The organism is Streptomyces narbonensis (assembly GCF_014649015.1).
GTDB classification, from domain to species: domain Bacteria; phylum Actinomycetota; class Actinomycetes; order Streptomycetales; family Streptomycetaceae; genus Streptomyces; species Streptomyces narbonensis.
The window spans coordinates 234,807-254,183 of the sequence record NZ_BMSF01000006.1 but is presented as its reverse complement, the minus strand read 5'-3'; the positions used below and the strand labels follow the sequence as shown (position 1 = coordinate 254,183).

Below are 19,377 nucleotides of genomic sequence, written 5' to 3'. Positions count from 1 at the left end.
CTCCGGTGCGGGGCTCCCGCACGTTAAGGCACTCACGCCGGCTTGCGTGCGACGGCGAAGACCCGGCGGAACGGGAAGACCGTGCCGTGCGGGCCCGGTGGATAGGCCTGGCGGAGCAGGGTGCGGTACTGCGCGAGGAACGCGTCGACCGCCGCCTGGTCGTCGCCCAGGGTCGTGAGGACGGGCCGCAGCGCCGTCCCCATCACCCAGTCGAGAACGGGGTCCTCACCCTGGAGGAGCCGGCAGTACGTGGTCTCCCAGACCTCGGTCTCGCAGCCGAGGTCGGTGAGCCGGGTGAGGTATTCGGCCGCGTCGAGGATGTGGACGAAGCGGCGGCCCTGGTCGCCGAGGCGCGAGCGCCACTCGGGGGTGTCGCAGAGTTCGCCGATCAGGGCGTGGCTGGGCGAGACGAAGTTGCCGGGGACCTGGAAGGCGAGGGTGCCGCCGGGGCGGAGCCCGTCGATCCAGGCGGCGAAGGACTCCGGGTGGTTCGGCACCCACTGGAGGGCCGCGTTGGAGACGATCAGGTCGAAGGGCTCGGCGGGCGTCCAGTGCGCGGCGTCGGCGGGCCGGAAGTCGAGCCAGCCGCCGCCCCTCGTGGTGCCTGACCAGTCCTTCTCGGCGCGCTCCAACATGTCGGGCGACAGGTCGAAGCCGGTGATGTGGGCGTCGGCCCAGTGTTCGGCGAGGAGCGCCGTGACGTTTCCCGGCCCGCAGCCGAGGTCGGCGATGCGGGCCGGCCGGTCCTTGGCCGGCAGGCGTGGTATTCGGGCGAGCAGGTCGAGGAAGGGCCGGGTGCGGTGGCCGGAGTGACGGAGGTACTGCTGCGGATCCCACGTTGGTGCGGCGGATTCCACGGAATGCATGTTCGAAGCCCCCTTGCTGGAACGAGTTACCAAAACGGAATGATGTTCCGGCCGGTCTCTTCCCCACAGTTGGCTGAAATATATCTCGCAATCGAGATTCTCGATATCGAGAAACTTGAACCCAAGAGACTTTATGTCAACAGACCCTCTACACTGATCGTCATGGAGGACGAGGTCGACCGACTGGTCGCAGCATGGCGCCGCGAGCGCCCCGACCTCGACGTGGAACCGCTCGAGGTGCTCAGCCGCGTCTCGCGGCTCGCCCGGCACCTCGACCGCGCCCGTCGTCTCGCCTTCTCCGAGCACCAGCTGGAGCCCTGGGAGTTCGACGTCCTCACCTCGCTCCGCCGGGCCGGCGCGCCCTACCAGCTCTCCCCCGGTCAGCTCCTGACACAGACTCTGGTCACCTCGGGCACCATGACCAACCGCATCGACCGGCTCACGAAGAAGGGCCTGGTCGAGCGGCTCCCCGACCCCAGCGACCGGCGCGGGGTCCTCGTCCGGCTCACCCCCGAGGGCCGCGACCGCGCCGACGAGGCGCTCGCCGGGCTGCTCGCCCAGGAGCGCGCCATCCTGGCCCAGCTCTCCCGCGCCCAGCGCGGCGATCTGGCCGCGCTGCTACGCCGGCTGACCGCCCCGTTCGACAACATCCCCGGGTAGTACGCGACCGGGCGGCGCCTGCCCCGGCAGCACCTGCCCGGCCGGCTCCCGGCCCGGCGGGGGGTCCGTTTCCAGCTGCGCCGGGCCGACGCCCGCGCGGCGGGCCAGCGCCACCGCCGCCAGGGTCGAGTGGACGCCCAGCTTCCCCAGCACGTTCTGCATGTGCGTACGGACGGTGTGCGGGGAGAGGAAGAGCCGCTCGGCGACCGCCTTGCGGCCCAGGCCCGCGACCATGCAGCGCAGCACCTCCCGCTCGCGCGGCGTCAGGGACTCCACCAGCCGCTCGCTGTCCGTACGGTGCTTCCGCGCCGCCGTCAGCTCCCGCAGGACGCCCGTGAGCAGCGCGGGCGGCAGATGCGTCTCGTCCCGCAACACCCCCCGGACCACGGCGAGGAGACGCTGGAGCGAGCAGTCCTTCGCGACCCAGCCCGAGGCCCCGGCCTGGAGGGCGAGCGCCGCCCTGCGCGGGTCGTCCTTCTCGGCGAGGACGACGGTGCGGACGGCGGGCTGGGCCCGGCGCACCCCCGCGACCAGGGAGATCCCGTCGACCACGGGCTCCGCCTGGTCCGGTACGGCGCGCGCCGCGGCGCTCGCCGGCACGACGGGACCCGCGCCCAGCTCGGCGTCGACGAGCAGCACGTCGAACCTGCGCCCCTCCGCGGCCCCGCGGTCCAGACAGCGCATGGCGGCCGGGCCGCTGCCCGCGGCGGAGACGTCGACGTCGGGTTCCGCCGCGAGAGCCGCGGCCAGAGACTCGGCGAAGATGCGGTGGTCGTCCACCACCAGGACCCGGATACGTGCCACGGACACCCCCAAGTGTCGAGGAACGGACCGGCGCGGGCACGGCGCCGGGGGCGGGTCCGTCGGTCACACGGCCGCCGCCGTGCGTTGACTGTTACCCCCGCTCGCGGCACCGTACCCGGCAGGTCTCGACCCCTGATCGGCACCGGCCCCCACCGACGCCGCCCCTCACAGTAGGGGTGGGGCGTCGCGGCGGGGGCCGTTTGGCGGAACTGTGTGAAGTCGTCCGTTTGTACGACGGGGGATGGGCGGGGGTGGGCGGGGCTCAGAGGCGGCGCGCGCCCCCCGCGGGCACGGCCGGGAAGATCCCGGGAGCCGTGTACCCGGCCTCGGCGAAGGCCTTCCCGACGGCGGCGGCGACCGCCTCCGCCCGGGCGGTGTCGACGAGGACGACGGCGGAGCCGCCGAAGCCGCCGCCGGTCATCCGGGCGCCGAGGGCCCCGGCCGCGTTCGCCGCCTCGACCACGAGGTCCAGCTCGGGGCAGGAGACACGGAGGTCGTCCCGAAGGGAGGCGTGGCCCTCGGTGAGGACGGGGCCGACGGCCCGGGTGTCCCCGGCGTCGAGGAGCGCGATCACCCGCTCCACCCGGGCGTTGTCCGTGACGACGTGCCGGACGTAGCGCAGAACCGTCTCATCGCTCAGGAGTGCGAGCGATTCGGGCAGATGCACGGAGCTCACGTCACGCAGGGCGCGCACGCCGAGCGCCCGCGCACCCGCTTCGCAGCCGGCGCGCCGCTCCGCGTACGCGCCGTCCCCGAGCGCGTGCTTCACCCGGGTGTCGACGACGAGCAGCCGGAGCCCCTCGCGGGCCAGGTCGAAGGGGACCTGGCGGTACGAGAGGTCGCGGGTGTCCAGATGGAGGGCGTGTCCCTCCTCCGCGCAGGCGGAGGCCATCTGGTCCATGACGCCGCAGGGGACGCCGACGAAGGCGTTCTCCGCGCGCTGGGCGAGCCGCGCGAGCTCGGGCCGGGTGAGTCCGAGGCCGAAGAGGTCGTCGAGGGCGAGCGCCGTGACGACCTCCAGGGCCGCCGAGGAGGAGAGCCCGGCGCCCGTCGGCACGGTCGAGGCGAGGTGGACGTCCGCCCCCGTCACGGGGTGCCCGGCCTCCCGCAGCGCCCAGACGACTCCGGCCGGGTAGGCGGCCCAGCCGCCGCCGGAGAGCGGTTCGAGCTCCTCGACGTGCAGCTGGACGATCCCGCCGTCGATGTCGGCGGAGTGCAGGCGGAGGATGCCGTCGTCCCGGCGGGAGACGGCGGCGACGGCGGTGTGCGGCAGCGCGAGCGGCAGCACGAAGCCGTCGTTGAAGTCGGTGTACTCACCGATGAGGTTGACCCGCCCGGGGGCGGCCCACACCCCGTCGGGGGCAGCGCCGTACAGCGCCTCGAAGCCGGCGGCGACACTCGTCGACATCACGGCCGCACCCCCGCCCGCTGCCGCGCGAAGGCCCAGGCGTCGGCGACGACGTCCGCGAGGTCCGGGCGGGACGGCGTCCAGCCGAGCCGCTCGCGGGCGGTGTCGGCCGAGGCGACCAGGGCGGCCGGGTCGCCGGGGCGGCGGGCGGCGGTGATCTCGGGGACCGGGTGCCCGGTGACCGCACGGACGGTCTCGACGACCTCGCGGACGGAGAAGCCGTTGCCGTTGCCGAGGTTGCAGATCAGGTGTTCACCGGCCGGCACCTCGCCCGCCGTCATGGCGTCGAGCGCGCGGAGGTGGGCCTCGGCGAGGTCGGCGACGTGGATGTAGTCGCGGACGCAGGTGCCGTCCGGGGTCGGGTAGTCCTCGCCGTACACGGAGATGGCCTCGCGCTCGCCCAGGGCGACCTGGAGGACGAGCGGGATCAGGTGCGACTCGGGCGCGTGGCGCTCGCCGAGCGAGCCGTACGCCCCGGCCACGTTGAAGTAGCGCAGCGAGACGGCGGCCAGGCCGTGGGCGGCGCACTCGCCGCCGATCATGTGGTCGACGGCCAGCTTGCTCGCGCCGTACGGGCTGGTGGGCGCGGTCGGCGCGGACTCGGGGATCGGCACGGACTCGGGCTCGCCGTAGGTCGCGGCGGTGGAGGAGAAGACGAGCCGGCGCACGCCGGCCGTGCGCATGGCGGCGAGCAGGGCCATCGTGCCGCCGACGTTGTTCTCCCAGTACTTCTCCGGCTTGGCGACGGACTCGCCGACCTGGGAGAAGGCGGCGAAGTGCAGGACGCCGTCGTAGGAGTCGTCCAGCCACTTCGCGGCGTCCTGGACGCGTCCCGCGATGAACTCGGCGCCCTCCGGGACGCCTTCGGCGAAGCCGGTGGAGAGGTCGTCGAGGACGGTGACCCGGTGGCCCCGCTCCAGGAGGTGGGCGGCGACGACGCTGCCCACGTATCCGGCCCCGCCGGTCACCAGGTACTTCTCGGCTGTCGTGGTCACTTGCTCGCCACCTCTCGGATGCGTCGGGCCGCGTCCTCCGGCCGTACGTCGTTCATGAACGCGCCCATGCCGGACTCGGTGCCCGCGAGGAACTTCAGCTTGCCAGAGGCCCGTCGGACGGTGAAAAGCTCCAGGTGCAGTCCGAAGTCCTCGCGCCGCGCGTCCGTGAACGGCGCCTGGTGCCAGGCGGCGATGTAGGGCGTCGGCGGCTCGTCCGGGCCGAAGAGCCGGTCGAAGCGCCTCAAGAGTTCCAGGTAGACCTGTGCGAACTCTGTGCGGGCGGCCTCGTCGAGGGCGAGCAGGTCGGGCACCCGGCGCCTGGGGTGCAGGTGGACCTCGTACGGCCAGTGGGCCGCGTACGGCACGAAGGCGATCCAGTGCTCGGTCTCCAGGACGATCCGCTCGCCGTCGGCCAGCTCCCGGGCGACGACGTCGTCGAAGAGGTTCCGGCCGGTCGCGGCCCGGTGCTCGTCGAGGCGGCGGCGCATCTGGGCCGTGCGGGGCGTCACGTACGGGAAGGCGTAGATCTGGCCGTGCGAGTGGGGCAGGGTGACGCCGATCTCCTGGCCGCGGTTCTCGAAGCAGTAGACCTGCTCGACGCCGGGCAGCGCGGAGAGTCCGGCGGTCCGGTCGGTCCAGGCGTCGAGGACGAGCCGGGCCCGCTCCTCGGTGAGGTCGGCGAAGGAGGCGGTGTGCTCGTCGGTGAAGCAGACGACCTCGCAGCGGCCGACGCCGCCGGACAGGGAGGGGAAGCGGTTCTCGAAGACCACCACCTCGTAGTCCGCGGCGGGGATCTCGCTCTCGCGGCCGTCCCGGCCGGGGCAGAGCGGGCAGGCGTCGGCCGGCGGCTGGTAGGTGCGGGCCTGCCGGTGCGAGGCGACGGCGACGGGGTCGCCGGTGAGCTCGTCGAACCGGATCTCCGAGCGGGAGACGACGGGGGTGAGGGGGCGCGGGTCGACGGCGTCGCGGACGGTGTCGTCGCGGGAGTCGTAGTAGATCAGCTCGCGCCCGTCGGCGAGCGTGGTGACGGTCTTCTTCACGGGGGTGCCCTCCGGGCAGGATCAAACAGAACCACGCACAAAGAATCACATCCGAACATCGCCGTCAATGCCGAAGCCCGCCCGCACATCCGCGCGACCGCCCGCCGGACGCCCGCGCGTCCGTACGTACGGACAAGTGATCGAAGGATTACGGCAGTGCGCCCCGCTGGATCGGCACCGCCCGATCGAGCAGCCCCGTCCGGGCCGCGAGCGCCGCAGCCTCCAGACGCGAACCGACGCCCAGCTTCATCAGGACCCGCTGCACGTGCGTCCGCGCCGTGCTCGGCGCGATCCGCATCCCCGCCGCGATCAGCCGGGTGTCCTCCCCCTCCGCGACCCGGACCAGGACCTCCACCTCCCGCTGCGTCAGCAGCCGCAGCAGCCGCTGCCCCTCGTCGTCCTGCCGCACCGACGGGTTGAGCAGCTCCGCGAACGCCGACTGGAGCAGCTGCGGCGCCACCGCCGTCTCCCCCGCCCGGGCCTTCACGAGAGCGCGCTCGACGCCCTCGATGCGCTCGTCGTGCCGGACGTATCCCGAGGCCCCGGCCGCGAAGGCCGCCGCGATCCCGCGCGGCGACGGCACCGGGCCCAGCACCACCACGGCCACCTGCGGCCTCTCCCGCTTGATCCGGGCGACCACGTCGAAGGCGCCGGGCTCGGCCGGGGCCGCGGTGCCCAGCAGGCAGACCTCCGGCGCCCGGGCCACCACGAGCTCCGCCGCACCCGCCACCGGCGCCGCCGCCGCGAGCACCCGGTGCCCTCGCAGCTTCAGCGCCGAGGCCAGCGCCTCGGCGAGCAGTCGGTGGTCGTCGACCACCACGAGGCGTACGCCCATCCCGGTCATCCCCCATCCTCCGGGCCCGCCGACACCCGGCACGGCCCGCTCGACCTCGAATTCCTCACCAGCCCACGTGCCACGCAAACGGCCCGGCGCATCGGGTGAACCGATGCGCCGGGCCGCGCGGCGAGTGCTCCGAGGGCGTCAGCGGGTGCTGTACGACACCGCCAGAGGCTCCTTGTCGGCCGGCGATGCCGACGCCCGCGGCTTGGAGAGAATCATGGCGGACATGAACAGCCTTCCGTCGCGGTACAGGATCTCCGAGTAGTCCGGAGAGAAGGTGTTCTCGATGTCGTTGACCGTGGCGTCCGCCGGGTTCTCCAGGAGCAGCGTCTCCTTCATGGTGACGCCGTCGATCGAGACGACCCGACCGCCCTTGTTGTACGGCGGGGCCTTGTAGGCGATGAGGCTGCCGCCGTCCATGCGGAGCGGGACCAGCGTGTACTTGTCCCCCGCGTCCGCCTTCTCCGGCGCCGTCCGCCCCGTGGCCAGGTCGAAGGCGATGACCTCGTTGGTCTCGTCGCCGTACTCGCCGCTGGCGCCCTCGTGCTCCTCGGTCGGCACGTACAGGCGGTTGTTGCCGACGAGGACCTTCGTGCAGGACTCGACCTTCGTCGAGCGGCAGCGGCCCGCGTACTGGTCGGGGTCCGCCGTGATCTTCGCCTTCAGCTTGCCGGTCTTCTCGTCCAGGGAGAAGAAGTCCGAGATGCCGCTGCCGTCGCCGGCGCTGTCGCCGACGTCGGCCGCGACGACCAGCGGCTTGGTGGAGACGATCGACGCGTACTTCACGCCCGACGGCATCTTGTACTGCGAGAGCGGCGCTCCCGTCATCGGGTTGAGGTTCTGGATCAGCACGTACTGGGAGTCGTACGGACCGCACTTGCGGACCGCGACGAGACCCGCGCCGCCGCCGTACCCCAGGTCGAAGCAGTCCTGGTCGTTGGCCTGCGGCTTCCAGCGCGGGTTGCCGTTGGCGATGTCGAAGGCCGCGCCCCCGTCGTTGCCGCCGGCCGCGACCGTCTTCCCGCTGATCGTGACCTCGCCGAACCTGGCCTTCTGGTCGCCGGCGGAACCACCGGTGACCGAGGTCGACCAGAGCAGCTTGCCGGTGCCGAGGTCGACCACACCGACCTCGGTGCACTGCTGGTAGTAGCGCGGCGGGACCCGCTTGGTGGCCTCGAAGAGGATCGCCAGCTTGTTGTCGGCCGTCAGATGGCGCGAGGTGCCGCAGATCTGCCCCGTCAGCGGCAGGGTCCAGGCGGGGGTGCCCTTGGTGAGGTCGTACGCGACGAGCGAGTTCACGCCCGTCTTCACGTACGCCTTGTCGGTGACCCACGAGCCGGAGACGTCGGTGACGTCCGGGACCCCGGGCTTGGGCAGCTGGAAGGCCAGCTTCGCCTGGGTCTCGGCCGGCGCCTTCTCGCTGCCGCCCCCGCCGGTCCCCTGGGACCCGCCGCCGGAGCCGCCCTGCGAGCCGCCCTGCGCGGTGCCCGCCGAGCTCAACGGCTGCTCGTTCTTGCCATCGCCGCTCTCGGAGTTGGCATACCAGATGCCGGTGCCGACGATCAGGACGACGGCGACGGCCGCCGCGATCACGATCTGGAGCTGCACGGACAGCTTCTTGCCACCGGGCGCCACGGCCGGGACCGGGGCGGTCTGGTAGCCGCCGTAGGGCTGTTGCGGCGGCGCGGCCGGGTAGCCGTACGGCGGCTGGACCGGCTGCTGTCCCCCTGGGCCCTGCGGCCCGGGAGGTGCCCCCAGCGGGGCCGTCGGGTAGTTGTACGGGGACTGCGGCTGCTGCGGCTGCTGGTAGCCGTAACCGGGGTCGGGCTGCTGCGGCGGGGGCTGCTGCGGATAGCCGTAACCCGGCTCGGGCTGCTGCGGCGGGGGCTGCTGCGGATAGCCGTAACCCGGCTCGGGCTGCTGCGGGTAGCCGTAACCCGGCGCCTGCGGCGGGGGCGTGGGCGCGCCGAAGCCGCCCTGGGGATCCGGGGGCTGGTTCGGCGGGGGCGGGGGTGGCTGCGTCATCGGTCCGAATCCCTCACTTGCTGAAGGCCATCATCGTCTTGACCTGCTTCTCTTCCTTGTCGTTCGTGGCGGAGACGCGTCCGCTCGTCACGACGAAGGTGCCGCTGCCGTAGGCGTAGCCCGGGTCGTAGAAGTTGCCCTCGATCTCGGCGGTCGAGGCCGGGTGCTGGAGCACGATCTTCGGCGCTCCGCCGGTCGGGGCGATGGTCGCGACGGCGCCGCCCTTGTCGTACGACGCGTCGACGTAGACCAGGACCTGACCGCTGTCCATGCGCAGCGGGATCATCTGCTGCTCACCCGGCGCCTTGGAGCGCCACTTGGGCTTGCCGGTCTTCAGGTCGAAGGCGACGACCTCGTTGGGCTTGCCGTACGAGGTCTCGGTGGCCATGTAGAAGGTGTTGGCGTCGGCGGCGACTCCGGTGCAGCCCTGGAGGTTCTTGCCGAAGATGACGAAGCTGCCGCCGCAGGACGGGGCGAACTTGTCCTTGCCGCCCTGGATCTGCGAGCGGAGCTTGCCCTTGGCGTCGAGCGCGAAGATGGTCCACTTCTTCTGCTCGCGCTGGGTGGCGGAGACGACCAGCGGGTCGACCGAGTAGACCTTGTCGACCTCCCAGTTCGCCTCCAGCTGGAAGGTGTACTTGGGCTTGCCGGTGGCCGGGTTGACCTCGCCGACCGCGTGGATCTTCTTCGTCGTGCTGCCCGAGGGGCAGTCCATCGCGGCGATCAGCTTGCTGCCGCCCGCGTAGGCGAAGGGCTTGCAGCCGGAGGCGGGGCTCGCGAAGAGCTGCTTGCCGTCGGTGAGGGAGAAGCCGTAGGCGGTGCTGGAACCGGCCGCGGTGACCGTGTTGCCGCTGATGGCCAGGGTGTTGTCGGAGAAGGCGAAGAGGCCGGTCGGCTTGGGGACGGACTTCTTCCAGCCCACCTTGCCGGTCTTCAGGTTGACCTGCTGGAGCCCGAGGCACTTGGCGCCGTCCTTGGCGCTGTCGTTGTGCCCGAAGACCATGAAACCGCCGGTGGAGGGGGCCGGCGGGGCCGCGCACAGCTCGAACGGCACGTCGACGTGCCACTTCAGGGAGCCGTCCTTCAGGCTGTAGCCGTCGATGCTCTTGTACATCGCCTTGACGACGACGTCACCGACGATCCACGGGCCGAGGACGTCGGAGCCGTTGCGGGGCAGGTCGACGTTGTTCTTCAGCAGCCAGTTGACCTTCGCCTCGCCGGGCTTGCGGCCGGCGTTGAGGTCGTCGTCACCACCGCGGCCGTCGCCCGAGCCGTCGCCCTCGTCCACCGACTCGCTCGGCTTGGGGGCGGCGGACTCCGACGCGGAGGCCGAGGCCGTCGCGGTCGGCTGGGCGATCGGGTCCTTCTCGTCGTCCCCGCCGCCGACGACCGCCCAGGTCGTGACGGCGGCGACCAGGACGGCCACGGCGGCCACACCCGCGACGACACCGGTCCGGCCCTTGAGGCCACCGCCGCCGGAGGCCGGCGGCGGAGTGGGCGCGCCCTGGTACATGGGCTGCGTGGGGTAACCACCGCCGTAAGGGCCGGGCTGCTGACCGTACGGGCCCGGCTGCTGGCCGTACGTGCCGGGCTGGCCGGGCTGGCCGGGCTGGCCGGGCTGCTGCGGGTAGCCGTACGGGCCGGGCTGCTGCCCGTACGGGCCGGGCTGGGCCGGCTGGCCGGGCTGGGCGGGATATCCGTAACCGGGCTGCGGCGGCTGCTGGCCGTACGGACCGGGCGCGCCGGCCTGCGGGGCCTGCGGCGGCACCGGCGGGGCCTGCGGCGGGACGGGCGGGACGGGCGGCATGCCTTGGCCGGGGACCTGGTTCGGATCCTGGGGGGCTCCGAAGCCCCCCGGCGGCTGGTTGCTGGGCGGCTGGGTCATCAGCGGTTCCCCCTAGACGTGAGCGACTTTTCTTTCTACCACTCACGCGACGGCGCAAAAGCGACCGGTCCGCCCCTTGTGCCCAAGGGAGGACCGGCCTGTGATGCCCTTGTTATGCGGCTCGTTTGCGTTTGGTTATGCGTCCTCGGCCAGTTCGAGCCAGCGCATCTCCAACTCCTCGCGCTCCCCGGCCAGTTCCCTGAGCTCCGCGTCGAGCTTCGCCACCAGCTCGAAATCGGTCGCGTTGTCGGCGATCCTGGCGTGCAGCTTCGTCTCCTTCTCGGAGACCTTGTCGAGCTGCCGCTCGACCTTCTGCAGCTCCTTCTTCGCCGCGCGCGCGTCGGCGGCGGAGACGCCCGGCTTCTGCGGCGCGGCCGCGGCGGCGGGCGTCGGGACGGCCGCCTCGATCATCTTCCGGCGGCGCTCCAGGTACTCGTCGATGCCGCGCGGCAGCATCCGCAGGGTCTTGTCGCCGAGCAGAGCGAGCGTCTTGTCGGTGGTGCGCTCGATGAAGAACCGGTCGTGGGAGATGACGACCATGGAGCCCGGCCAGCCGTCGAGGAGGTCCTCCAGCTGCGTCAGGGTCTCGATGTCGAGGTCGTTGGTGGGCTCGTCGAGGAAGAGGACGTTCGGCTCGTCCATCAGCAGGCGCAGCAGCTGGAGGCGGCGGCGCTCACCGCCGGAGAGGTCGCCGACCGGCGTCCACTGCTTCTCCTTGGAGAAGCCGAACTGCTCGCAGAGCTGGCCGGCCGTCATCTCGCGGCCCTTGCCGAGGTCGACGCGGTCGCGGATCTGCTGCACGGCCTCCAGGACGCGCAGCGAGCCGGGGAGCTCGGTGACGTCCTGCGAGAGGTAGGCGAGGCGGACGGTCTTGCCGACCGTGACGCTGCCCGCGGCGGGCTGGGTCTCGCCCTGGGTGACGGCCGCGTCGGCGAGCGCGCGCAGGAGTGAGGTCTTGCCCGCGCCGTTGACGCCGACGAGACCGATGCGGTCGCCGGGGCCCAGCTGCCAGGTGAGGTGCTGGAGGAGCGTCTTGGGACCGGCGGTGACGGTCACGTCCTCCAGGTCGAAGACCGTCTTGCCGAGGCGGGCGTTGGCGAACTTCATCAGCTCGGAGGTGTCGCGCGGCGGCGGCACGTCGGCGATCAGCTCGTTCGCGGCCTCGATGCGGTACCGCGGCTTGGAGGTGCGGGCGGGGGCGCCGCGCCGCAGCCAGGCCAGCTCCTTGCGCATCAGGTTCTGCCGCTTCGTCTCCTCCGTGGCGGCGATGCGCTCGCGCTCCGCGCGGGCGAAGACGTAGTCCGAGTAACCACCCTCGTACTCGTGCACGTCACCGCGCTGCACGTCCCACATGCGGGTGCAGACCTGGTCGAGGAACCAGCGGTCGTGGGTGACGCAGACGAGCGCCGAGCGGCGCTCCTGGAGGTGCTTGGCGAGCCACGAGATGCCCTCGACGTCGAGGTGGTTGGTGGGCTCGTCGAGGACGAGCAGATCCTGGTCCTCGATGAGGAGCTTGGCGAGCGCGATCCGGCGCCGCTCGCCACCGGAGAGCGGGCCGATGACGGTGTCGAGGCCCTGCTCGAAGCCGGGCAGGTCGAGCCCGCCGAAGAGGCCGGTGAGCACGTCGCGGATCTTGGCGCTGCCGGCCCACTCGTGGTCGGCCATGACGCCGATGACCTCGTGCCGGATGGTGGCCTTCGGGTCGAGCGAGTCGTGCTGGGTGAGCACCCCGAGGCGGAGCCCGCCGCTGTGCGTGACACGGCCGGTGTCGGCCTCCTCCAGCTTCGCGAGCATCCGGATGAGGGTGGTCTTGCCGTCGCCGTTGCGCCCGACGACCCCGATCCGGTCCCCTTCGGAGACGCCGAGCGAGACGCCGTCAAGGAGGGCACGGGTGCCGTAGACCTTGGTGACGGCCTCGACATTGACGAGGTTGACGGCCACGTTGACTCCTGTAGGGGGGAACGATCGACGTCCCAGAGTACGTTGCCGCCACAAGTACACCTCCGGTATACCCCGGGTGTACTTTGGTGCCATGGCTGACTCCACGATCAAGGTGCCGGACACCACGCGCGACCACCTCGCCTCGCTGGCGCGCGAGCGGGGCACCACGATAGGAGCGCTCGTCACGGAACTGGCCACGTCCCAGCTGACGGAAGCGCAGGCGCGGGAGAAGGTGGCCGAGAGCCGACGGATCATGCGCGAGCGCATGCACTCCACTCTTACCGACGACGAGTTCGACGCGACCCCGAACGCCCTCGACAAGGTCTACGAGATCGCCGCCGAGAACGCCCGCCGCGCCTTCGGGGGCACGGCGGCGTGATCATCCTGGATACCTCGGCCGTGCTCGCCCTGGCCGGCGGCCACCGCGAGCTCCAGCGAGTCGCCGACAACGCGGCCGCGTCACCGTTCCGCCACCTCCAGGTGCCCGCCCTCTGCCTGCTCGAGGCCGAGACTCAGAACGAAGGCGCGGGCGACGCGGCCCTCGCACTCCCCGGCATCGACGTCGTCCCTCTCGACACGGTGGCCTCCGTGACCGTCGCGCGAATGGTCCGCGGCGGGTTCGGCGGCCCCGACGTCTGCCATGCCCTGTACACCGCGCTGCCCGCGCCTCACCGTCCCACCATTGACCTGATCCTCACGGACCGTGCGGACCTGTATCCGCCCGGGACGGTGACCGTGGACATCGACGACGAGCGGCTCGACGACTGACCCCGGTGGTCAACCGTCCCTGCCCGCCCGCTCCACCAGCAGCCAGCCCGCCAGGGCGAGGCCGACGGCCGCCGGGGCGGTGACCGGGACGGCGATCAGGGTCGCCGTGTGACCGTCGAGGAGTCCCGCGAAGCCCGTCAGCGAGAGACCCAGGACGCCGAAGAGCGCGAGCGTGATGCCGGCCGCCGCCACGGGGCCGCCCTCGCCGGTCGCCGGGACCGCCGGGACCGGGGCCTCGAAGCGACGGAAGGCGGCCACGAGCAGCGCCGTGAGAAGGCCCGCCGCGAGGAAGCGGAGGGGGACCTGCGCCCACCAGGAGCCGGTCGCCGGGACGGGCAGCTCCGCACCGAGGCCGAGCATCGCCCCGTACACCCCGAGCATCGCCGTCAGGTGCCACAGGAACGCCGTCATCGCGATCCCGTTCGCGGCGACCACCGTCCGCCACACCCCGGCGCGTGCGACGAGCCGCGCGCCGGGGCCCTTCAGGAGCTCGACCGCGCCGACCAGCCACAGGCCGTGGCAGAGCAGGGCGAGGGTCGGCGGGGCCATGTTCGACACCTCCTCGCCGGGCAGCCCCACCATCGACAGCGGATACGGGCCGAGGGCGACGAGCGCGGTCGCGCCGAGCAGGCCCGTGCCGGCGAGCAGGGCGGGCCGGCGGATCACGCCGTCGGCGCGGAGGAAGCCGAGCTGGTGGACCGCCAGCCAGACGAACGCGAAGTTCAGGAACTCGACGAACGGCACGTCCGCCGCGAACCGCAGGACGTCGACGAGGACGGCCGCTCCGACGAGCCCGGCGAACGCGCCCCAGCCGTACCGCTCGTGCAGCCGCAGCAGCGGCGGGGTGAAGGCGACCATCGCCAGGTAGATCCCGATGAACCAGAGCGGCTGCGTGACCAGCCGCAGCGCGACCCCGGCGAGCCCGCCGTCCGCGCCGGCCAGCTGGAGGACGAGCGCGGCGGCGCCCCAGACGCCGACGAAGACCATCGTCGGCCGCAGCAGCCGCTGGAGCCGGGCCCGCAGGAAGGCCGCGTACTGCGGCCGGGAGCGGTGGGCGAGGGCGTGCGAGAAGCCGCCGACGAAGAAGAACACCGGCATGACCTGGAAGACCCAGGTCATGACCTGGAGCTCCGGTACGACGGCGAGGAGGTTCCCGACCTGGCCGTCGACGGTGACCGCCGCCATCAGCCAGTGGCCGAGCACGACGACCGCGAGCGAGGCGACCCGGAGCAGGTCCACGTACCGGTCCCGGGTCGCCGGGGTGGCGGCGGCGAGTTCGCGAGCGCTGATTCCCATGGGGGTACGGTCCCGCGCGGGGGCGCGGCGCCGACAGGGCGCGCGTACTCAACCGGCGGGTAAGTACCCACCCTTCGGCCCCGTTGTGTGTCGCTCAGGCGGGGAGGACCGTCGCGCCCGGTGCCGGGGACGTCGCCACGCGGGCCGTGCGGCACGTGCCCGAGGCGGTCAGGGCCGTGGCGACGGATTCCGCCGCCTCCGCGTCCTTCACCAGGAAGGCCGTCGTCGGGCCCGAGCCGGAGACCAGGGCCGCCAGGGCGCCCGCTTCCGTGCCGGCCGTCAGGGTCGCCGCGAGCGACGGGCGCAGGGAGAGCGCCGCCGCCTGGAGGTCGTTGGCGAGGGCGCCCGCGAGGGCGTTGGTGTCGCCCGTGCGCAGGGCCTCCAGGAGGACCGGGGAGGCCGTCGGCTCCGGGACGTCGACGCCCTCGGTGAGGCGGTCGAACTCGCCGTACACCGCCGGGGTCGACAGCCCGCCGTCGGCGACGGCGAACACCCAGTGGAAGGCCCCGCCGACCGGCAGCGCGGTGAGCCGCTCACCGCGTCCGATGCCGAGCGCCGCCCCGCCGACCAGGCTGAAGGGCACGTCGGAGCCGAGCTCGGCGCAGATCTCCAGGAGCACGTCGCGGGGCGTGTCCAGGCCCCAGAGCGCGTCGCACGCGAGCAGCGCGCCCGCGCCGTCCGCGCTGCCGCCGGCCATGCCGCCGGCGACCGGGATGTCCTTGGCGATGTGCAGGTGCACGTCCGGGGAGATGCCGTGCCGGGCGGCGAGCAGCTCGGCGGCGCGCGCGGCGAGGTTGGTGCGGTCCAGCGGCACCTTGTCGGCGTCCGGGCCCTCGCAGGTGATCGTCAGCTCGTCGGCCGGGGTGGCGGTCACCTCGTCGTACAGGGAGACGGCGAGGAAGACGTTGGCCAGGTCGTGGAAGCCGTCGGGGCGGGCCGCGCCGACCGCCAGCTGGACGTTGACCTTGGCGGGGACGCGGACCGTGACGCCGGCGGGGGCGGTCATGCCTTCGCCTCCGCGATCCGGGCGAACTCCTCGACGGTCAGGGCCTCGCCGCGCGCCTGCGGCGAGATCCCGGCCTTGACCAGGGCCTCCTCGGCCGCGGCGGGCGAGCCCGCCCAGGTCGCGAGGGCCGCGCGGAGGGTCTTGCGGCGCTGGGCGAAGGCCGCGTCGACGACCGCGAAGACCTCCTGGCGGGAGGCGGTGGTCGCGAGCGGCTCGGTGCGCCGGACAAGGGAGACGAGACCGGAGTCGACGTTCGGCGCGGGCCAGAAGACGTTGCGGCCGATGGAGCCGGCCCGCTTGACCTGCGCGTACCAGTTCGCCTTGACCGACGGGACGCCGTAGACCTTGTTGCCGGGCTTGGCGGCGAGCCGGTCGGCGACCTCGGCCTGGACCATGACGAGGGTCCGCTCGATGGTCGGGAACCGCTCCAGCATGTGGAGCAGGACCGGCACGGCGACGTTGTACGGGAGGTTGGCGACGAGCGCGGTCGGCGCCGGGCCCGGCAGCTCCTGGACGTGCATGGCGTCGGAGTGGACGAGCGCGAACCGGTCGGCGCGGGCGGGCATGCGGGCCTGGATCGTGGCGGGCAGCGCGGCGGCGAGCACGTCGTCGATCTCGACGGCCGTCACGCGGTCCGCGGCCTCCAGGAGGGCCAGGGTGAGGGAGCCGAGTCCGGGCCCCACCTCCACGACGACGTCGTCGGGCCGCACCTCGGCCGTGCGGACGATCCGCCGGACGGTGTTGGCGTCGATGACGAAGTTCTGGCCCTTCTGCTTCGTGGGGCGCACGCCGAGGGCGGCGGCCAGCTCACGGATGTCGGCGGGGCCGAGGAGGGCGTCGGGGCTTTCGGGGCCGGTGGTGGTGCTCACCGGTACAGCCTACGGGGCCCCGGTGGGCCGGACCTACGGCTCACCCGTGGGGCCCCGGCACGGGCCCGCCGTGCGCTCACCCGTGCAGCCGTCTGCCGCAGTGGGGCCACGGACTCGCCCCCCGCTGCACGTACAGCTTCTTCGCACGGAAGGTCTGCTCGGCGGCGGGCGCGTTCTGGGCGACTCCGCTGCCGCCGAGGGAGCGCCAGGTGCCGGGGTCGAACTGGTAGAGCCCGCCGTAGGTCCCCGAGGGGTCGACGGCGTTCGGGCGGCCGCCGGACTCGCAGGCGGCGAGGGCGCCCCAGTCGAGGCCGTCGGCCCCGCCGACGGAGGTGGGCAGGGCCTTGGTGCCGATCCGCACCTTGCGGCTGACGGGTTCGCGGACGATCTCCTCGCCGGTCCTGCGGGGCTTCTGCCGGACACCGTTGACCGTGCGCAGGCTGTACGTGACGCGGCGGACGCCGGTGACGCCCTGCCGTTCGACGACCTCGTTGCCCGCGAAGAGGTCCGGGTCGCGGACCTTCTCGACGGCGTACGGGATGGTCTCCTCGCGGACCTGCCGGGAGCCGGTGATGCGGAGCACGGTGACGGTCTGGCCGTCGCGGGGGAAGGAGCCGGCCGCGACGGAGGCGGTGTCCTGGCCGGAGAGGGTGATCCCGGCCTCGGCGAGGGCCTCGCCGATGGTGGCGGAGTTGGTCCGGACGACGCGTTCGCGGCCGTCGGCGAGGAAGGTGACCGTCCGTTCGGTGCGGACGTCGAGGGCGAGGCCCTGGCGGGTGATCGGGGCGGCGCGGGAGACCGAGAGGAACGCGCCCTCCGCGCGGACGCCGAGCTGGCGCAGGGCCCCCTCGACGGTCCTGGCGGTGGTCCAGATGGTGTGGCGCTGCCCGTCGAGGGTGAGGGAGATCGGCCGCCCGTACCGGACGACGACCTCGTCGCCGTTGGCCAGGGCCTCGCCGGGGGCGGGGGCGACGATGTCGTGGGAGCCGACGGTCAGGCCCTCGTGGGCGAGGAGCTCGTCGACGTCGTCGGCGAAGGTGTGGAGGGTGCGCGGGACGCCGTCGACGGAGAGCCGGACGGCCTTGTCGTTGGCGACGAAGGCGCTGGTGCCGCCGGCGAGGAAGGCGACGACGAGGGCCTGCGGGACGAGCCGGCGCAGGCCGTCCCGGGGGGAGCCGGAGGCCTTGCGGCGGCGGGCGGCGCGCCGGGCTCCGGCGCGGGAGCCGCCCTGACCGGGGACGCCGCCGGGGACGCCGCCGGGGCCGGACGCGGGGCCGGTGCCGGGGCCGGACGCGGGGCCGGTGCCGGGGCCGGACGCGGGGCCGGTGCCGAGGCCGGCGCCGGGGATGACGAGCGGCGCCGCTTGGGTCGGCTGCTCGTGGACGGGCAGGGTCGCCGCTCGCCGTCCGGCTCGGTGACTGCCCTGGGAAGTACTCACGAGGCCGGGACATTAGCCCCGGCCGCGGTCACTCTCCCGAACCTTCCGGCTACGACACGTAACCGTTATGGATCAGTAATCGAAGGCGCGGGCCGTGTTCACGGCGATCGCCTCGGCGAGGTCGTTCTCCCCGATCCCGCGCACGGCCGCCATCGCCCGGAGGGTGACGGGGATGAGGTACGGGGCGTTGGGGCGGCCCCGGTAGGGCGCGGGGGTGAGGTAGGGGGCGTCGGTCTCGACGAGGACGAGCTCCAGCGGGGCGACGGCGAGCGCGTCCCGCAGGGGCTGGGCGTTCTTGAAGGTGACGTTGCCGGCGAAGGACATGTAGTAGCCCTTGGCGGCGCAGATCTCGGCCATGGCGGCGTCGCCGGAGTAGCAGTGGAAGACGGTCCGCTCGGGGGCGCCCTCCTCGTCGAGGACGCGCAGGACGTCGGCGTGGGCCTCGCGGTCGTGGATGACGAGCGCCTTGCCGTGCCGCTTGGCGATCTCGATGTGGGCGCGGAAGGAACGCTCCTGCGCGGCGATGCCCTCGGGGCCCGTGCGGAAGAAGTCGAGGCCGGTCTCGCCGACGCCGAGGACGTGCGGCAGGGCGGCGAGGCGGTCGATCTCGGCGAGCGCGTCGTCGAGGGCGGCGTCCCCGCCACCCTCGCGGGCACCCTGCCGGGACCAGCCGTCGGGGTCCCCCAGCACGATCCGGGGCGCTTCGTTCGGGTGCAGGGCGACGGCCGCGTGCACGTTGGAGTGGGCGGCGGCGGTCTCGGCGGCCCACCGGGAGCCCTTCACGTCGCAGCCGACCTGGACGACGGTGGTCACGCCGACGGCGGCGGCCTTGACCAGGGCCTCCTCGACGGTCCCGGACTGCATGTCCAGGTGGGTGTGCGAGTCCGCGACCTCCACGAGGAGCGGCTCGGGCAGCGGCGGCGGGGCGTCCTTGGCACTCATGGCCCCGATCGTACGAGGGCCACGAGTACCGGCGCGGCACGCGGGGTCACCGGCGGGGGCCGCCCGCCGGGACGTCCGCCGGTTACTCCCTGGGCGGCTGCTTGCCGTGGCGGAAGGGATGCAGGAGGTCGGAGAGGTGCCAGTGGTGCGGGACGGGCGGGGTCTCCGGGCCCGTGGTGTTCGCCGCGCCCACGGTGTCCGCCGTGTCCCGGGTGTCCTCGGTGAGTTCCTGACCGATGGGCCCGGCCATCGAGACGGGCTTGGTCGCCCTCGCCCCGTGCTGGTGCCTCTCCGTCGCGGCGATCAGGTCGAGCACCGACGACACCTGCCCCGCGCGCATGATCCGGACGACGTGACCGCCGCAGTTCATGCAGGTGGGACTGGACAGCGGGGACGGGACCCGCTCCCCCTCGGCCTTGTAGACGACGAATTCCTGGCCGGCGGCGTCGACGTGGTGCTCGATGTCGTACGCCTGCTCCCAGCCGTATCCACAGCGCATGCAGGCGAAGGCGTACGCCTCATGGGCGACGGATATGCCGGTGCCGGTGATCTCGCTCATGCCAGCTCCTCTCCACTGATCAGTGGACGCCTTT

18 protein-coding genes are annotated in these 19,377 nt (G+C 73.0%); 3 read left to right on the top strand and 15 right to left on the bottom strand.

All coding sequences use genetic code 11. The annotated features are described in order from the left end of the window. Nucleotides 1–32: 32 nt before the first annotated feature. Nucleotides 33–866 (bottom strand): trans-aconitate 2-methyltransferase, encoded by an 834-nt coding sequence (locus IE124_RS13860; RefSeq protein WP_189508021.1) that lies wholly within the window; start codon nucleotides 864–866, stop codon nucleotides 33–35. Nucleotides 867–1,028: 162 nt separating this feature from the next. Here IE124_RS13860 and IE124_RS35370 point away from each other — a divergent pair, with 162 nt between their 5' ends. After that, nucleotides 1,029–1,526: a MarR family winged helix-turn-helix transcriptional regulator gene (locus tag IE124_RS35370; RefSeq protein ID WP_189508020.1), complete on the top strand. Its 498-nt coding sequence runs from the start codon at nucleotides 1,029–1,031 to the stop codon at nucleotides 1,524–1,526. Here IE124_RS35370 and IE124_RS13850 read toward each other — a convergent pair. The 8 genes from IE124_RS13850 to IE124_RS13815 all read right to left on the bottom strand — a co-directional run bounded on the left by IE124_RS13850 (nucleotide 1,485) and on the right by IE124_RS13815 (nucleotide 12,465). Next, the gene (locus IE124_RS13850; protein ID WP_229832435.1) at nucleotides 1,485–2,330 is read right to left on the bottom strand and encodes a response regulator transcription factor; all 846 of its coding nucleotides are present in this window, start codon (nucleotides 2,328–2,330) and stop codon (nucleotides 1,485–1,487) included. The genes IE124_RS35370 and IE124_RS13850 overlap by 42 nt on opposite strands. Before the next feature lie 262 nt (nucleotides 2,331–2,592). Further along, the gene (gene galK / locus IE124_RS13845; RefSeq protein WP_189508018.1) at nucleotides 2,593–3,738 is read right to left on the bottom strand and encodes a galactokinase; all 1,146 of its coding nucleotides are present in this window, start codon (nucleotides 3,736–3,738) and stop codon (nucleotides 2,593–2,595) included. Then, on the bottom strand, nucleotides 3,738–4,733 hold the full coding sequence (gene galE / locus IE124_RS13840; RefSeq protein WP_189508017.1) for a UDP-glucose 4-epimerase GalE: 996 nt from the start codon (nucleotides 4,731–4,733) through the stop codon (nucleotides 3,738–3,740). Before galE ends, galK begins: the two co-directional genes overlap by 1 nt. Then, nucleotides 4,730–5,773, bottom strand: a complete 1,044-nt coding sequence (galT, locus tag IE124_RS13835) for a galactose-1-phosphate uridylyltransferase (protein WP_189508016.1) — start codon at nucleotides 5,771–5,773, stop codon at nucleotides 4,730–4,732. Before galT ends, galE begins: the two co-directional genes overlap by 4 nt. A gap of 148 nt (nucleotides 5,774–5,921) precedes the next feature. Then, entirely contained in the window at nucleotides 5,922–6,608 is a 687-nt protein-coding gene (locus IE124_RS13830) for a response regulator transcription factor (RefSeq protein ID WP_189508152.1), read from the bottom strand. Nucleotides 6,609–6,755: 147 nt separating this feature from the next. Further along, nucleotides 6,756–8,639 (bottom strand): outer membrane protein assembly factor BamB family protein, encoded by a 1,884-nt coding sequence (locus IE124_RS13825; protein ID WP_189508015.1) that lies wholly within the window; start codon nucleotides 8,637–8,639, stop codon nucleotides 6,756–6,758. 13 nt (nucleotides 8,640–8,652) lie between these two features. Next, nucleotides 8,653–10,524, bottom strand: coding sequence for a PQQ-binding-like beta-propeller repeat protein (locus IE124_RS13820; protein WP_189508014.1), 1,872 nt, complete (start codon nucleotides 10,522–10,524; stop codon nucleotides 8,653–8,655). A 135-nt stretch (nucleotides 10,525–10,659) separates the two neighbouring features. Next, nucleotides 10,660–12,465 carry an ABC-F family ATP-binding cassette domain-containing protein gene (locus tag IE124_RS13815; RefSeq protein WP_189508013.1) on the bottom strand — a complete coding sequence of 602 codons (1,806 nt, stop codon included), beginning with the start codon at nucleotides 12,463–12,465 and terminating at the stop codon, nucleotides 10,660–10,662. 91 nt (nucleotides 12,466–12,556) lie between these two features. Between IE124_RS13815 and IE124_RS13810 the strand changes: the two genes are divergently transcribed. Next, nucleotides 12,557–12,844, top strand: coding sequence for a hypothetical protein (locus tag IE124_RS13810; RefSeq protein WP_189508012.1), 288 nt, complete (start codon nucleotides 12,557–12,559; stop codon nucleotides 12,842–12,844). Then, entirely contained in the window at nucleotides 12,841–13,233 is a 393-nt protein-coding gene (locus IE124_RS13805) for a PIN domain-containing protein (protein WP_189508011.1), read from the top strand. The genes IE124_RS13810 and IE124_RS13805 overlap by 4 nt, the downstream gene beginning before the upstream one ends. A 9-nt stretch (nucleotides 13,234–13,242) precedes the next feature. Here IE124_RS13805 and IE124_RS13800 read toward each other — a convergent pair whose 3' ends face one another. From IE124_RS13800 to IE124_RS13775, 6 genes are all read right to left on the bottom strand, one after another. Beyond that, a complete protein-coding gene (locus tag IE124_RS13800; protein WP_189508010.1) occupies nucleotides 13,243–14,529 on the bottom strand; it encodes an acyltransferase family protein in 1,287 nt (428 codons plus the stop codon). 94 nt (nucleotides 14,530–14,623) lie between these two features. Continuing rightward, entirely contained in the window at nucleotides 14,624–15,535 is a 912-nt protein-coding gene (locus IE124_RS13795) for a 4-(cytidine 5'-diphospho)-2-C-methyl-D-erythritol kinase (protein WP_189508009.1), read from the bottom strand. Next, nucleotides 15,532–16,404, bottom strand: a complete 873-nt coding sequence (gene rsmA, locus IE124_RS13790; protein ID WP_189508008.1) for a 16S rRNA (adenine(1518)-N(6)/adenine(1519)-N(6))-dimethyltransferase RsmA — start codon at nucleotides 16,402–16,404, stop codon at nucleotides 15,532–15,534. The genes IE124_RS13795 and rsmA overlap by 4 nt, the downstream gene beginning before the upstream one ends. A 76-nt stretch (nucleotides 16,405–16,480) precedes the next feature. Next, nucleotides 16,481–17,842 (bottom strand): resuscitation-promoting factor, encoded by a 1,362-nt coding sequence (locus IE124_RS13785; RefSeq protein ID WP_229832434.1) that lies wholly within the window; start codon nucleotides 17,840–17,842, stop codon nucleotides 16,481–16,483. Between the two features lie 72 nt (nucleotides 17,843–17,914). Continuing rightward, a complete protein-coding gene (locus IE124_RS13780) occupies nucleotides 17,915–18,784 on the bottom strand; it encodes a TatD family hydrolase (protein WP_189508007.1) in 870 nt (289 codons plus the stop codon). An 82-nt stretch (nucleotides 18,785–18,866) separates the two neighbouring features. Beyond that, a complete protein-coding gene (locus IE124_RS13775) occupies nucleotides 18,867–19,343 on the bottom strand; it encodes a hypothetical protein (RefSeq protein ID WP_189508006.1) in 477 nt (158 codons plus the stop codon). Between the last annotated feature and the right edge of the window lie 34 nt (nucleotides 19,344–19,377).

What these genes read in the sequence shown, in the direction of transcription:
- IE124_RS13860 (WP_189508021.1), bottom strand. Translation starts at nt 866, where the DNA reads ATGCATTCCGTGGAATCCGCCGCACCAACGTGGGATCCGCAGCAGTAC.
- IE124_RS35370 (WP_189508020.1), top strand. Translation starts at nt 1,029, where the DNA reads ATGGAGGACGAGGTCGACCGACTGGTCGCAGCATGGCGCCGCGAGCGC.
- galK (WP_189508018.1), bottom strand. Translation starts at nt 3,738, where the DNA reads ATGTCGACGAGTGTCGCCGCCGGCTTCGAGGCGCTGTACGGCGCTGCC.
- IE124_RS13830 (WP_189508152.1), bottom strand. Translation starts at nt 6,608, where the DNA reads ATGGGCGTACGCCTCGTGGTGGTCGACGACCACCGACTGCTCGCCGAG.
- IE124_RS13825 (WP_189508015.1), bottom strand. Translation starts at nt 8,639, where the DNA reads ATGACGCAGCCACCCCCGCCCCCGCCGAACCAGCCCCCGGATCCCCAG.
- IE124_RS13820 (WP_189508014.1), bottom strand. Translation starts at nt 10,524, where the DNA reads ATGACCCAGCCGCCCAGCAACCAGCCGCCGGGGGGCTTCGGAGCCCCC.
- IE124_RS13810 (WP_189508012.1), top strand. Translation starts at nt 12,557, where the DNA reads ATGGCTGACTCCACGATCAAGGTGCCGGACACCACGCGCGACCACCTC.
- IE124_RS13800 (WP_189508010.1), bottom strand. Translation starts at nt 14,529, where the DNA reads ATGGGAATCAGCGCTCGCGAACTCGCCGCCGCCACCCCGGCGACCCGG.
- IE124_RS13795 (WP_189508009.1), bottom strand. Translation starts at nt 15,535, where the DNA reads ATGACCGCCCCCGCCGGCGTCACGGTCCGCGTCCCCGCCAAGGTCAAC.
- IE124_RS13780 (WP_189508007.1), bottom strand. Translation starts at nt 18,784, where the DNA reads ATGAGTGCCAAGGACGCCCCGCCGCCGCTGCCCGAGCCGCTCCTCGTG.
- IE124_RS13775 (WP_189508006.1), bottom strand. Translation starts at nt 19,343, where the DNA reads ATGAGCGAGATCACCGGCACCGGCATATCCGTCGCCCATGAGGCGTAC.